This is a genomic window from Neptuniibacter sp. PT8_73 (assembly GCF_047778045.1).
Taxonomy (GTDB): Bacteria; Pseudomonadota; Gammaproteobacteria; order Pseudomonadales; family Balneatricaceae; genus Neptuniibacter.
In genome coordinates this window covers 2,885,685-2,899,143 of sequence record NZ_CP180545.1, presented here as the reverse complement: position 1 = coordinate 2,899,143, position 13,459 = coordinate 2,885,685, and the positions used below count along the sequence as shown (strand labels likewise).

Annotated in this window: 13 protein-coding genes; 10 read left to right on the top strand and 3 right to left on the bottom strand. The window is 42.5% G+C overall.

Annotated features, from left to right (window positions below; all coding sequences use genetic code 11):
* Nucleotides 1-879 (bottom strand): ribose-phosphate pyrophosphokinase, encoded by an 879-nt coding sequence (locus ACMXYN_RS13030; protein ID WP_415892195.1) that lies wholly within the window; start codon nt 877-879, stop codon nt 1-3.
* Between the two features lies 1 nt (nt 880).
* The gene (locus tag ACMXYN_RS13025; protein WP_415892194.1) at nt 881-2,401 is read right to left on the bottom strand and encodes a thymidine phosphorylase family protein; all 1,521 of its coding nucleotides are present in this window, start codon (nt 2,399-2,401) and stop codon (nt 881-883) included.
* Between the two features lie 110 nt (nt 2,402-2,511).
* Between ACMXYN_RS13025 and ACMXYN_RS13020 the strand changes: the two genes are divergently transcribed.
* The 10 genes from ACMXYN_RS13020 to ACMXYN_RS12975 all read left to right on the top strand — a co-directional run bounded on the left by ACMXYN_RS13020 (nt 2,512) and on the right by ACMXYN_RS12975 (nt 12,506).
* Nucleotides 2,512-2,850: a 4a-hydroxytetrahydrobiopterin dehydratase gene (locus ACMXYN_RS13020; RefSeq protein WP_415892193.1), complete on the top strand. Its 339-nt coding sequence runs from the start codon at nt 2,512-2,514 to the stop codon at nt 2,848-2,850.
* 110 nt (nt 2,851-2,960) lie between these two features.
* Nucleotides 2,961-3,815: a formyltetrahydrofolate deformylase gene (purU, locus tag ACMXYN_RS13015; RefSeq protein ID WP_415892192.1), complete on the top strand. Its 855-nt coding sequence runs from the start codon at nt 2,961-2,963 to the stop codon at nt 3,813-3,815.
* Between the two features lie 257 nt (nt 3,816-4,072).
* On the top strand, nt 4,073-4,480 hold the full coding sequence (locus ACMXYN_RS13010; RefSeq protein WP_415891446.1) for a CBS domain-containing protein: 408 nt from the start codon (nt 4,073-4,075) through the stop codon (nt 4,478-4,480).
* Nucleotides 4,481-4,582: 102 nt separating this feature from the next.
* The gene (locus ACMXYN_RS13005; protein WP_415892191.1) at nt 4,583-5,620 is read left to right on the top strand and encodes a DnaT-like ssDNA-binding domain-containing protein; all 1,038 of its coding nucleotides are present in this window, start codon (nt 4,583-4,585) and stop codon (nt 5,618-5,620) included.
* Nucleotides 5,538-6,338, top strand: coding sequence for a replication protein P (locus ACMXYN_RS13000; RefSeq protein WP_415892190.1), 801 nt, complete (start codon nt 5,538-5,540; stop codon nt 6,336-6,338). Before ACMXYN_RS13005 ends, ACMXYN_RS13000 begins: the two co-directional genes overlap by 83 nt.
* 257 nt (nt 6,339-6,595) lie before the next feature.
* Nucleotides 6,596-8,611 carry a TonB-dependent receptor plug domain-containing protein gene (locus ACMXYN_RS12995; RefSeq protein WP_415892189.1) on the top strand — a complete coding sequence of 672 codons (2,016 nt, stop codon included), beginning with the start codon at nt 6,596-6,598 and terminating at the stop codon, nt 8,609-8,611.
* A 1-nt stretch (nt 8,612) separates the two neighbouring features.
* The gene (locus ACMXYN_RS12990) at nt 8,613-9,182 is read left to right on the top strand and encodes a YfiR family protein (RefSeq protein WP_415892188.1); all 570 of its coding nucleotides are present in this window, start codon (nt 8,613-8,615) and stop codon (nt 9,180-9,182) included.
* The gene (locus ACMXYN_RS12985) at nt 9,182-11,272 is read left to right on the top strand and encodes an EAL domain-containing protein (protein WP_415892187.1); all 2,091 of its coding nucleotides are present in this window, start codon (nt 9,182-9,184) and stop codon (nt 11,270-11,272) included. The genes ACMXYN_RS12990 and ACMXYN_RS12985 overlap by 1 nt, the downstream gene beginning before the upstream one ends.
* A gap of 167 nt (nt 11,273-11,439) precedes the next feature.
* Nucleotides 11,440-11,844, top strand: coding sequence for a GNAT family N-acetyltransferase (locus tag ACMXYN_RS12980; protein ID WP_415892186.1), 405 nt, complete (start codon nt 11,440-11,442; stop codon nt 11,842-11,844).
* Nucleotides 11,845-11,969: 125 nt separating this feature from the next.
* Nucleotides 11,970-12,506 carry a DUF3833 domain-containing protein gene (locus ACMXYN_RS12975; RefSeq protein ID WP_415892185.1) on the top strand — a complete coding sequence of 179 codons (537 nt, stop codon included), beginning with the start codon at nt 11,970-11,972 and terminating at the stop codon, nt 12,504-12,506.
* A 93-nt stretch (nt 12,507-12,599) separates the two neighbouring features.
* Here ACMXYN_RS12975 and ACMXYN_RS12970 read toward each other — a convergent pair whose 3' ends face one another.
* The gene (locus tag ACMXYN_RS12970; RefSeq protein WP_415892184.1) at nt 12,600-13,310 is read right to left on the bottom strand and encodes a hypothetical protein; all 711 of its coding nucleotides are present in this window, start codon (nt 13,308-13,310) and stop codon (nt 12,600-12,602) included.
* Nucleotides 13,311-13,459: the final 149 nt, after the last annotated feature.

Genomic DNA, 13,459 nt, shown 5'->3' with positions numbered 1-13,459 from the left:
TTAGATCCACTTCAGCATGGCTTCGCTTAACGTATGACTAATATCAATATCATTACTTTTGTGAGGCACACTGTTGCAGGTAACGATATTGGCTTTTATAGCGAGTGCATTAAAGTCTTCATCAGAAAACAGTCCATGCACTCCGATACAAGTGGGGGACTTTAACCCAAGCTGATGCAGGTGGATAAGGGTTTCTAACATGGTTTTACCGCTCGAAATAATATCATCTACCAGCACGGGGGTATGATCTTTCCAATGTTCGATTTCAGGCGCTGACACTTCGACAGAGTAATCCCCATGACGTACTTTCTCTAATACTTGGAAAGGTGCTTCGGCTAAATGTGCAACTTCGCTCACCCATTGTTCGCTTTCACTATCAGGGCCAATAAGTAGAGGCTTTGCAATATGTTGATTTATCCACTCGGCAATCATGGGGGCTGCATGAACTACGGAGCTTTTTAAACTGTAGATCTCATCTAGGGAGTTGTATCGGTGTAGATGGGGATCCAGTGTGACTAGCCAGTCGAAATGTTCTGAGAGAAGTTGGGCAAAAGGACGTGATGACACTGCTTCCCCCGGATGAAAGGCTTTATCTTGGCGCATATAAGCGAGGTAAGGAGTTACTAACCCGATGCGAGCAGCTCCTAGGGATTTCAGTGTATGGGTTAGAAAAATGAGTTTGAGAATTTTGTCATCGGGATGATGCAAGTTACAAAGCACAATAACCGAGCGATGCTGGCACTCGCTTAATACGCGTAGATAGCTTTCGCCGTCAGGGAAATTTCGAAGATCCAACTTGCCGACTTCTGCATTGACCTCAATCGCAAGGGCTTGAGCAAGGTCGTGGTCACTTTCTAAATTAAATAAAATTGGCTGCATTTTATGACGACTCCCTTCCAGCAATAATGTGGATAATATCCGAATGATCTTCTAAATAATCGACGGCGTAACTTAGCTCGCCTGAGCTTTCCGCATGGATGGTTAGCAGAGGTTGATTAAGATCGATTTTATCACCTAGCTTACAATGCATATCTACTCCTGCTGCTAAGTCGGCTGGAGCACCGGCTAATTTGGCCACTTTAGCGAGCTTACGATTATTAATTTGATCAACGATGCCTGTTGTCTGGGCAATTAATTCATAACGGTAGGGCGCAATTGGTGGTGTTTTAAGACCCCCCTGAGCTTTACAGATCGCCTGAAACTTCTCCCAAGCCGCCCCAGACTCCAAAATCCTAAGGGCTTGTGTATAGCCTTCGCCCTCTGGCAAATCATTGATCAGTTCTAACATGGCGCCTGCAACTTCTGCGGCACGCTGCCGTAAGTCTGTGGGCATATCTTTTTGATTTTGCAGTACCAATAAAATATCCCGTGCTTCAAGTGCAGGCCCTATGCCTCTACCTATAGGTTGAGATCCATCGGTCAGTAGCGTATGCACAGTCAGCCCTAGAGTACTAGCTACTGCTTTAAAGCTATCTGCAAGTGCTTGTGCAGACTCTTGGCTTCTTACTTTTGCGGTTTCGCCGACCGGAATATCAATCACAACGTGAGTAGCACCCGCGGCTATTTTTTTTGAGAGCACTGATGCAATCAGTTGGCCTTCACTGTCGATATCTAAAGCACGCTCTACTTGGATTAGTAGATCATCAGAAGGGGAGAGTCGCACTGATCCTCCCCAAGCTAGGCAGCCACCTTCTTGTTCAACTACAGAACGCATCTGCTCTAAGCTCAAGCTGACATTAGTTAAAGTCTCCATGGTATCGGCAGTCCCGGCAGGAGAGGTAATGGCCCGTGAAGATGTTTTAGGCATAGTCAATCCAGCAGCTGCTAGAATTGAAACAATAATGGGGGTTGTACGATTGCCGGGTAACCCGCCCACACAATGTTTATCCACAACTTGGGGCAAGCCCCATTCGATTTGGCTGCCAGAATCGACCATTGCGCGGGTTAGATCGGTGATCTCTCGGATACTTAGTTTGTCTGATCCACAGGCCGTAATAAACGCAGCTAGGTGCACATCGGCATAGCGCCCTGCGACAATATCATCGATGATTTCACGCAGTTGTTCTTGGCTGAGTTCGCTACCAAATACTTTAGCGCGCAGATAGGAGAGGGATTGCACGGGTTTAGGGTGAGATAACCAAACAGAATTCCCCTCCCTCAGCTCCATTCTTCTCCAAGCAGATTCAGAAAAACCGATCTCACCGGGCATTAAAAGGTTGCTTGTTACCATATTGAGTGTAGCAATCAGGTGTTTTCGTTCCGTCCGAACCATCACCCGAGAGAGGGCGGAAAATCCCTCAGAGCGGCAAACTGGACTATCCTGACGAAGGTAAATCGTGGGTTCTTGATGTGTATCTAACCCGAGTCGACAAGCGCTTAAAGGGGCCATAGGTTCTGACATCTTTGATATTCCCTTTTCCCTGTATCAATTACAGTATATGAGTGATTAAGCGGATGGAAAACCTTGTTGATATAGAACTATGTAATAGAAACTGGATGAGGTGACATGACATGATGGATTTAGCCACAGAAGCTTGTGAAAGCTGCCATAAAGATAGCCAAGCCTTAAACGAATCAGAAATAGCGGTGTTATTGAAGTCGCTGCCGGATTGGGACGTTGTTTATGCAGATGGTGTTCCTACGCTGCAACGTGACTTTAAATTTAAAAATTTTGTCGAGGCCTTAGCGTTTACCAACAAAATAGGGGAGTTAGCGGAAGCTCGAAATCATCATCCAGATATATTAACGGCCTGGGGGCGAGTCCATCTCACCTGGTATACCCATGCTATATCAGGTCTACACCGAAATGATTTCCGCTGCGCAGCTGCTTCTGATCAGTTATTTAACTGAGAGATAAAAATTTATTGTTTTAGGGCAAGATTACTTAATTAGATAATTCCACCAGAGAAATAACTACTGTTAGAATGAAGCTTCACTTTTTCTTGCGGAGCTTTACGTAAATGGAACGTAGATTCAGGCTGGTTTTGGCGTGTCCCGATAGAGTGGGCATTGTGGCGATGGTAAGTAACTTTATCTCTAGCCATGGTGGCTCGATTTCTGACGCTAACCAACATTCTGATAGTACAACTGGCTGGTTCTTTATGCGTGTAGAGATTAGTGCGGCAACGCTACCTTTCTCCCTCGAAGAGTTAAGGTCTGCTTTTGCACCGATAGCGCAATCCTTCAATATGGATTGGGATATCACTGACTCCGCTACCCCTAAACGTGTGATTTTGATGGCAAGCCGAGAAGCACATTGTCTTGCTGATCTACTCTATCGTTATCATGAAGGTGAATTAGACTGTGAGATTCCTTGTGTCATCTCCAACCACGACGATCTACGCAGCATGGTCGAATGGCATAATATTCCTTTCTATCATGTGCCTGTGGATAAAGAGAATAAACAGCCTCACTTTGAGGAAGTTAGCCGTTTAATTCGTGAACACTCGGCGGAAACAGTTGTACTTGCACGTTATATGCAGATCTTACCGTCGGACATCTGTGCTGAATATGCTCATCGCATCATTAATATCCACCATAGTTTCTTACCTTCTTTTGCCGGTGCTAAGCCATACCATCAAGCCCATGAGCGTGGTGTAAAACTGATCGGTGCCACCTGTCACTATGTGACTGAAGAGTTAGATGCAGGTCCGATCATTGATCAGGACGTTGTGCGTATCAGCCATCGCGACCTACCAGAAGATATGGTGCGTTTAGGGCGTGATGTAGAAAAAACAGTGTTATCTCGCGGTTTACGTTGGCACTTAGAAGATAAGATCTTGGTGCAGGGTAATAAAACGGTTGTTTTCAATTAATTTTTTTAATTGCGCAAAAATCCAAAAAACTGCTTAGGGGCCATAAGTTAGCTCTTCTCCCTACAAGGTATTAGCCCGTTGCACGTTAACCTATTTTCATCGGGCTTAACCTTGATCTGATCGCTTGCGAGTTGCCACTGTTAGGTGTACACATAGAGGTAGCCCGGTTGAAAACTATACCGGTTTACCTTGTTTGGGTGGTTTGGCAGGTCGATGTTTCCAAACCTGTTAAAGCTGCCGGCCATGGAGGAATGGTAATGCTAAGATCCGTAAAAGCTCAGGATTATATGTGTGAAGACTTAATCACCTTTACCCCTGAAACCGATCTTTTTGATGCGATTAATCAGCTACTCGAATACCGAATCACAGGTGCGCCTGTTGTCGATAAAAATGGCAAACTCATTGGCTTAATGTCAGAAGTTGACTGTCTTAAAGCGATCCTGACTTTAACCTACCACGAAGAAGAGATGGGTGGTCTTGTTGGTACCTATATGTCGGAAGAGGTTTTCACCATTAATCATGATGCCGACATCATAAAAGTGGCGGAAGAGTTTATTAATAATAAACGCCGTCGTTTACCGGTAGTAAAAGATGGTAAACTAATCGGCCAGATTAGTCGTCGAGATGTACTACGCGCAGTAGAACGTTTTGCACAGGATGGCTAATCACGTTTGATGGTCACAAGCCGCGGCTCATCACTGCGGCTTTTTTGTTTATGGTATTCGGTTAACGAAATGCCAAATCTGTTTAGGTAAGATTACATATTCATGAGTTATGTTTTTTCTGAAACACCTATCTTGCTATACCCATCCTTAGTCAAGGAAGTAGGTGTTGAAGCAGCTGTATTGTTGACGCTCTATCATCAAAGGGTAGAACGTCTCCAAAATGTAACGGATACAGCACAAACGCCAGAACTTATATTTTCTCGTGAACAATGGCTTGCGTTAGGTGAGTTTTGGGACGAAGAGCGGTTAGCTCAATTAACCAGCGTTTTAGTCAGTGCAAATATCATTGATGCTGCATTCGCTAATGATGGCCGTGTAAGAATCCGCTTTGTTGTTGAAGAGCAAGTCTCTGAAGCATCGTTTGATGACGTGCCTGAAGGTGATGTTGAGATTGTAAGTCGGTTACCGGTTATGGAAACGATTCCGACACAGGTTGAAGAACTGCCTGTCGAGGTTGAGCAATCTGAGCCGAGTTATGCACAATCGAATTATAACCAGCAAAATCACCCACAAACTCAACCTGCACAATCAGGCTATCCACAGGATCAGTATCCAGAGATGAAGGATACGCCGTACTATCCTGATCAAGCGCCAGCAGTGCAGCCACAGAATATCCCTAACCCTGGTCCTGCTCCGACCTTTGGTGGCAGCATAGGTTGGGCGAGAAAAGCACAGCAGGTTAATAATGGCCGCTCTGATGAGTTACAAGTGTGCTTTAATAAACAAGAGCAGCGTAAAAAACAGCTTCAAGGAATGGAGCTGAATTGGCAACCGTCCGACAATTTTTATGCGTTGCTTCCGCGGCATAATATATCGCCACAATTTGCACAAACATGTTTGGATGAATTTGTGCTTTACTGGTTAGATAAAGACCGTAAAGAAACCAACTGGGATCAGAAATTCCTAGCTTGGGTAAAAAGGGAGTGGATTAACAAGCAAACTAGGGATGGACGTCAACAACGTATAAATAACGAACAACAAGGCAAAGGTTTCAGCCATGAAAACCCCCGCAGAGATACTCGCGAAAAACGACAACGGGTTACCGCAGCAATCATGGACATCAAGGACACCGACTGGTAACCAAGAGCAGGGAACAAAAACTGCTCAGCGAGAGCTAACAGTCGAAGTCAAAACGCTGGTTAATATGATATTTGCACGTTTTATGGCGATCTATGGCCATAAATTTAAGAGCTGTTTTGAGACCCAAGACGAAATCCGTATCGCAAAACGTGAATGGGCACTTAGCCTTGGTGGCTATACCGAACACGAGCTGGTGGCTGCAATTGATTATTGCAAAGAGCACAGCGCATGGATGCCGACGATTTCCGAGTTTCTTGATGTACTTCGTACCCAAACTGGCGATCATGGTTTACCCGCAACTAAGCATGCTTATGAAGAAGCGTGCCTAAATGCGGATAAAGCTTCGACACACAAATGGACCCATCCAGCGATCTACCATGCCGGTAAAGCAACGGGTTGGTTTCGTTTGCGCACAGAAGCTGAAGTCGATGTTTTTCCAGACTTTCGCTACAACTATGATGTAATCAGTCGGAGAGTACGAGCAGGAGAGCAACTCGATTTGCCTGTCGCAGTAGCCTTACCTGATAAAAGTGATAACACCTTGTTCGCATTTATCCAAAGCTGGGGCGAAGAGCATAATCTCAAACCTGAAATCGCCAGTAAATGGCTGTTCTACCTAACTAAGCCTAAAGGCACGATGGTACGTAAGCGCTTTCAGCAACAAGCTCAGGTAGAAGCAAATGCACTTGGTATTACGCTACCGGATGATTATCAATAATGTGGCCGTTTGATCAAACTATAAAAAGTAGTTCATTAGAACTGCTTTTTTTTGTGTGTTTTTTTGCTCTGAAAAATATCGAATTTTATAGTTGTACACATTTCTTATATGTGGTTTCTGTTTGAAAAATACGTGTTGAATCAACTGCAGGCTAATAAATATCTAATTATTAGACAATGGGCCTATTTTTTTGTGTTTATATCGAGATCTACTGCTAGGCTTTAAAAGCCTAGGGAATTTCGTTTAGGGGAAGGCGAATGGATCACAACAAAAACTACGTTTCACCTTTTCTACGTGGAACGTGTGTTGGCTTGTCTAGTTTAATTTTTATTTCATCATCAAATCTTTACGCTGCTGACCTTTCTGATCTTTCAATGACCTCGCTAGAGGACTTGTTAAACCAAGAAGTTACATCGGTATCTAAGAAGCAGGAGAACCTCTATACCGCACCCGCAGCGGTATATGTGATAACTGCCGAGGATATTCATCGCAGAGGTGTAACAAGCATCCCTGAAGCTTTGGCAATGGCGCCTGGCCTGTTAGTTAGAGCAATTGATGGTAATAAATGGTCCATAGGTGCCCGAGGCTTTTCAGGCGTTTATTCCAATAAGTTACTTGTCCAAATTGATGGCCGCAGCGTTTATACACCATCATTCTCAGGTGTTTATTGGGATCAGCATAATATCCCAATGCACGAGATTGAACGCATTGAAGTGATCAGAGGTTCTGGTGCTACTTTGTGGGGGGCTAACGCAGTAAATGGCATTATAAATATCATCACTAAGCACTCTTCAGATTCTCAAGGTGGGCGAGTACAAGCTTCCATTGGTAATCAACTTGATGGTCATGCGAATGTGCGTTTTGGTGGTCAGATTAATGAGGGTACCCATTATCGCATTAATGCCCAATCATCTAGTTGGGATGCTAACAGTCTGTTTAATAGCCAAGATGATTCGTTTGATGCGGGAAGAAGTAAAAGTATAGATTTCCGCATAGATGGAGAGTATCAGAAAGACAATAGCTGGGAGATATCGGGTGGTTACCGAGATAACAAGCATGATCAAAGGCTTTCTGTTTTGAATCTCCCGCCATTAACTTTTTTTGCCACTGATGTTGAAGATCAAGTAGATCTGCAGGCATATCATTTAAAAGCCAATTTGCATCTTCTACATGACTCTGGTGCGCAGAGTCAGTTTCAATTCTTTGTGGATAATTATGAGCGGGAAGAGATCTATTTAACACAAGATCTTACAACCTACGATCTGGATTATCAGTTGACGCTACCAGCATGGGAAAATCATAACCTGATTATGGGTATTGGTTATCGAACGGTTGACGCGGATTATGTGAATTCTTATGCGGTAAGTATGTTACCGGCTAAAACGGATTTAGATCTATTTAGTGCGTTTATTCAGGATGAATATACGTTTATTCCTGATAAGTTGTCCCTAACTTTTGGCTCTAAATTTGAGAACCATGAATATACAGGCTGGGAAGTTCAGCCTAACGTGCGTTTAAGCTATGTTCCATCCCCAGGTCACTTTACATGGGCTTCTATCTCCCGGGCTGTAAGAACGCCTTCAATCGCTGAACGGGGCAGTAATATTCAGGGGGGGATAACGGTGCCTATCACAACCTGGGTACAGGGAAATCCCGAGATTGATTCAGAGAAAGTAACCAGTTATGAAATTGGTTATCGTTATTTCTCAAGCAATGTTTATACAGCAGATTTGTCCTTCTTCTATAACGATTATGACAACTACCTCTCGTTTGAACAGATCAATCCTATAACCTTTCAAATGGGCAATAAACTATCTGGGAAGTCATATGGTATGGAGCTCTCGACTGTATGGCAGCCGGCTGCTAGCTGGCAGATTTCAGCGAGTTACAGTTATGTCGATGTAGACATGACAGCTGATGCAGATGGCATGGACCCCATAAGTGAGAGCGTACTTAATGAAGCTTTTGCTAGGAATATGCTCAAGCTACATTCAGCGTGGGATATAAATCATGCTTGGTCATTGGATGCTTGGGTCTACTATATAGACGAAATCCCCGTGCCGAGTAATTACGCATTGTTCCAAGGAATTAGCATAGATGAAGTTGTAAATACGAACCTAAGGTTGGCATGGAGAGCGGAAAAGGATCTTGAGCTTTCCTTAACTGCCCGCAATGTATTTGATGGTCAGTCTGCAGAAGCGATAGGAGAATCCTTCTCTACTCCTACTGAAATTGATCGCTCTGTTGTCTTCTCTGTTATTTGGGATTTCTAAGGTGCCGTTAGCAGTTAAAATTAGGTTTTGGAATGCTAAGGGAAGACAGTACTTTTCCCTTGGTGTTTTAATAGCTTTATTTTTATTGCCATCTAAAAGCTTTGCCTTATCAGAAGAAGAACTGCAGCTCGCCTTGTTACTTAAAGTCTCACAGTTTACAACTTGGACTGAACGAAACGATCAAGAATTTAAGTTCTGTTTATATCGCGGTAAAGGTTACGAAGATCTGGTTTCATCGTCTAATTCAATGCCAACGGTCGGCAAATTACCTGTACATTTTGTGTTCTTAAAACAGAATACAGCAGCCCATTTAATTCATCAGTGCCATTTACTGTTTGTAACAGAAAGATCGGCCACTGAAACAAAACAAATTTTAAGAAAGTCCGTATTTTCGCCCACGCTGACAGTTAGTACATTGGATGGTTTTGCTGATATGGGGGGAATGATTGAACTGGTTAGACAAGGAAAACGTTACACTTTTCGGATAAATCTCCAGCCTGTTAAAGAGTCTGAGTTAAACCTCTCTGCCTCATTGTTAGAAATATCTTCTGTGATTAGAGGGGGAAACTGATGCTTACTCCTCAAAAAATATCACAGCTAAGCTTGGCAGAAACAATCAAGCGTATGGTGTTTATGACAAGTGTGTCTATTTTGTTGATTGCATCTATATGTTTTATGGCCTTGGAATGGTTTGCAGCCCGTCAGAGTTTAGTTGATCGTATTTCATCAATGTCTGAATTGGTGGCTGAACATTTAACCGCATCGGTTAGCTTTGGTGACAACGCAACAGCGACACTTTTTCTTGAATCTTTCAGTAGCAATCCAGAAATCGTATCCGCAGTAGTTTTAGGGGAAGATGGCCAGGTGTTTGCAAGCTACCCAGCGGATGGTTCTTTGGTAAAAGAGAGTTCAGTAAAGCAATTTCAGCATAATCATTCCGAGGAACCTGATTACCAATTTACGCTCACCTCTTTTTATTTATGGCAATCCGTATCTTTAAACCAAGCGCCTATTGGTGTTTTATGCGTCGAGGTATCCTTAAAAGGGTATTGGACTCAAATACTCTCTTATATGGCAGCGATTTTAGGATTGATCGCAATTCTGATTTATATATTGCAGAAAGTCGCGATGCGTTTCCAACAGAGTATCTCAGAACCAATCGATTCCATTTTAGAAAGAATGGATACCGTACAGAAAAGAGGTGATTATTCTGTAAGGGTTGAGGTCAACCGCGTAGATGAACTTGGTGCAATCATGTCTCAATTTAATAATATGATTGCCAAGATAGAGTTACGTGATCAACAGTTAGTAGAGAAGAATATAGAGATCGAAAAGCATGCTTTTTATGATCCGTTAACGGGTTTGCCAAATCGTCGATTGTTGGCTGAACAGTTAAAGCATGAGATTAGGGCTGCTCACAGGGCAAAAAAATATGGTGCGGTTTTCTATATAGATTTAGATAATTTTAAAACGATTAATGACTCGTTGGGGCATGATTCTGGTGACAAATTACTCGTGTCTGTGGCCAATCGGCTTCAAATTGGACTACGTGAGAGCGATATATGTGCTCGAATTGGTGGTGATGAATTTATCGCTGTTTTGCCTGATTTAGGCGAGTGTCCGCAATCTGCAGCAGAGCATGCTCTATCAATTGCTGAGGAACTAAGGACTATATTAACTAGCGCAGTTCAAATAGATGATAGATCTGTACATACTTCTGCCAGTATAGGAATTAGCCTTTTTAATAGTACAACTGAGTCTGCGCAAGAGCTTCTTAAACAGTCCGATATGGCTATGTATGCGGCCAAAGATTCTGGCCGAAACTGTAGTTACTTCTTCTCTAAAGAGATGCAAGAAGCTGCGATCAACCGCTTGAATTTGGAAGAAGATTTAAGAGAAGCGCTAAATTCACCGCAAGATAATTTTGAGCTTTTCTATCAGGCTCAGGTTAATAAAGATGGTGAATGTGTAGGTGCTGAAGCACTTATTCGTTGGCATCATCCTTCACGAGGTTTAGTCTCTCCAGGTGTTTTTATTCCCTTAGCAGAGAAAACAGGGCTCATAGTGCCATTGGGTAACTGGATCATCGATTCAGCTTGTCGCCAGTTATCGAGTTGGCAAGAGCAAAACAGCGTATTCACCTTAGCTATCAATGTTAGTTCAAATCAGTTTTTAGATAGAGGGTTTTCTGAATACCTTAAACATACCATAGGGCTTCATCAGATACGGCCGGATGCTCTTGAGATAGAAATCACGGAAAGTCTCATTCTGGATGATAAAAACGAAGCTGTTTCAAAAATGGAGGAGCTTCGAAACCTGGGGCTAACATTCTCTATAGATGATTTTGGGACTGGGTATTCTTCTCTGCAATACCTGACTACTTTACCTATATCAAAATTAAAAATAGACCAATCCTTTGTCCGCCAGCTGCTAACTGACAAAAATGATGCTGCAGTAGTGAAGACCATTATTCTCATGACACAAAATTTAGGCTTGAAGGTGTTAGCTGAAGGTGTGGAAAATGCAGCGGAATACGATTACCTGCTTGAAAATGGTTGTGAGCTCTTTCAAGGGTATCTTTTTTCTAAACCTATAGATATCAATGCATTTGAGCACGCTTACCTTCCTAGTGGAAAGAGTGTTTCTTCTATAGGTCGTTAATTTGTGCCGATTTTTTCAATTCGTATCATGCTATTTTCGTTCCCTCGTTAGTCATAAGCCGAAACAATCGATTAAGGTAGGAGGCCTATCTTTGTGAACATTTAATTTATTCACATCTCGAAGCTTTGTAAGTTAATTACTTTATATTTTTTAGGGATAAGGGCCATATGGAGTATAGGTTAGGCGAATTTTGTATCTATGACGAACGGGAAAAAGTTGTGATTGAAAGCGTAACGGCTCTTTTAGAACAGTCTTACTGGGCGAATCAACGAAGTCTCGATGTCATAAAAACATCGATAGAGAACAGTGTTTGTTTTTCACTCTTTAAAGGTGAAAAACAGATAGGCTTTGCCAGAGTGGTCACCGACTTCGCTTCAGTTGCTTATCTAGCCGATGTGATCATTGATGAACAATTTAGAGGTCAGGGGCTGGGTAAGTGGTTAACGGAAACTATGGTAAATGACCCTCGCTGGAAAGATAAATTTAAGTTTCTTGTAACTGATGATGCCCACAGTTTGTATTCCCGCCTAGGATTTAGCAGTAGTGGAAAGTTGATGAGCACTAAGGTTTAAAAGAATTCATATTAATCTGAATAAATCGGCAGTCTTCTTGTACGGTTTATAGTCCTACTCAACAATCCAAAACGCAACTTACCCGTATACATAAGTAATCATTTTTATGTATATGGAGTATCAAGTTGACTGTTCAAAACTTTCTTTTCCGCTTATTTCTTATTGGCCCTCTATGTTTAACGGGGTGTTCCTCTGTAAATATTGAGGAGTACAAGGATAAGGATCCTGAGTTAGTTTTAGAGGAGTTTTTTGATGGTGATCTAACAGCCCATGGCGTTGTAAAGGATTGGTCAGGAAAAGCCATTCGCCATTTCAATGCCGATATCAAAGCTTATTGGCAAGAGGGTGTTGGAGTACTGGAAGAAGATTTTGTTTTTGATGATGGTGAAAAGCAACGCCGGGTTTGGACGCTAACACCTGATGGTTCGGGCAATTATATTGCCGAAGCGAATGATGTGGTTGGGCCTGCAAATGCTCTGGTTAATGGCAATGCGTTATTTATGCAATATGTTCTTAGAGCGCCTTATAAAGATGGCACTATCGATCTGACTATCGACGACAAGATGTATCTTGTCTCACCATCAGTGATTGTGAACGAGTCAAAGATGAAAAAGTTTGGCATTTCGGTTGGGCAGGTGTTGCTAACGATTGTGAAAAAATAAGCTGTTTTTTGGGGGGAGTTAATATCGGGGCGTCAAATGATGCTGCCCCGATCTCTATATTCTTTGTATCTAAAAATGGCTGCTAACAGAGAACTACTTTTTAAGGTACGCAGGTGAAATTTCTTCTGAACGGTGAGTAAATTTCCCTTCAGTACACACAGCTAAGGCACTATTAAATCGTTCCAAAAAGCCCGGGTTGTGCCTTAGGAAATGATGACCAAAATAAACGCCTAAGTTATGGCTGTGAATCACTTTCCTTTTAGTCATGGCTCTCTGTTTGTCAGTCATCGTGTGGTCCATTGCTTGCTCGTTCATCAGAAACGCATCTATACGTTTGTGTATAAGCATGGAGAGCAGTTGTTCACTATTCGTGGGCGGGTTTCCGGTAACTTTATAGCCATTACTCTGTAACCAGCTGTGCATGTTTGATCCTAAAAAGCTGGTGGTTACAGCTTGTTGTTTAAACTCTTCAGATTCAGGGTCAAAACGAGAATCTTTTAGTTGGAAGAACGTCCAGTTCTGGGTTTCTATAGCGCCTGAATGGGTTGCATAACTATCACGGCTTTTTTTATGGGATGCTGAAAAGAAACCGTCAGCTTTTCCTTGTTTTGTGAGCAGCTTAGCTCGATTGAAAGGCCTTGCGTGTATTGCAACCTTTTCGGGGATTGCTTCAAAAGCACAACGGATATTCTCTACTGATGTTCCAGTAATTTTACCGTCAATTATTTCCGTATAGGGAGGGTAGGGCATCGTCAATAAATGCACTGAATCGGAATCGAATTTTTCACCCTCAATCGCGTCCATGTTTATATCATCTTGTGCTAAGGCTGGAAGGCTTAATGTGCAGATTAATAAACACGTTTTAACTCGCATATACATACCTATCATATTCGATATGACTACTGATCAGATAAAGGCCGAAACTGAAGTAGGTTGATAACTGCCTCTATGTG

Excerpts from the sequence above, each read along its gene's own strand:
- ACMXYN_RS12980 (WP_415892186.1), top strand. The coding sequence starts at position 11,440 with ATGGAGTATAGGTTAGGCGAATTTTGTATCTATGACGAACGGGAAAAA.
- ACMXYN_RS13000 (WP_415892190.1), top strand. The coding sequence starts at position 5,538 with ATGAAAACCCCCGCAGAGATACTCGCGAAAAACGACAACGGGTTACCG.
- ACMXYN_RS13010 (WP_415891446.1), top strand. The coding sequence starts at position 4,073 with ATGCTAAGATCCGTAAAAGCTCAGGATTATATGTGTGAAGACTTAATC.
- ACMXYN_RS13005 (WP_415892191.1), top strand. The coding sequence starts at position 4,583 with ATGAGTTATGTTTTTTCTGAAACACCTATCTTGCTATACCCATCCTTA.
- ACMXYN_RS12970 (WP_415892184.1), bottom strand. The coding sequence starts at position 13,310 with ATGGACGCGATTGAGGGTGAAAAATTCGATTCCGATTCAGTGCATTTA.
- purU (WP_415892192.1), top strand. The coding sequence starts at position 2,961 with ATGGAACGTAGATTCAGGCTGGTTTTGGCGTGTCCCGATAGAGTGGGC.
- ACMXYN_RS12985 (WP_415892187.1), top strand. The coding sequence starts at position 9,182 with ATGCTTACTCCTCAAAAAATATCACAGCTAAGCTTGGCAGAAACAATC.
- ACMXYN_RS13020 (WP_415892193.1), top strand. The coding sequence starts at position 2,512 with ATGATGGATTTAGCCACAGAAGCTTGTGAAAGCTGCCATAAAGATAGC.
- ACMXYN_RS13030 (WP_415892195.1), bottom strand. The coding sequence starts at position 879 with ATGCAGCCAATTTTATTTAATTTAGAAAGTGACCACGACCTTGCTCAA.
- ACMXYN_RS12995 (WP_415892189.1), top strand. The coding sequence starts at position 6,596 with ATGGATCACAACAAAAACTACGTTTCACCTTTTCTACGTGGAACGTGT.
- ACMXYN_RS13025 (WP_415892194.1), bottom strand. The coding sequence starts at position 2,401 with ATGTCAGAACCTATGGCCCCTTTAAGCGCTTGTCGACTCGGGTTAGAT.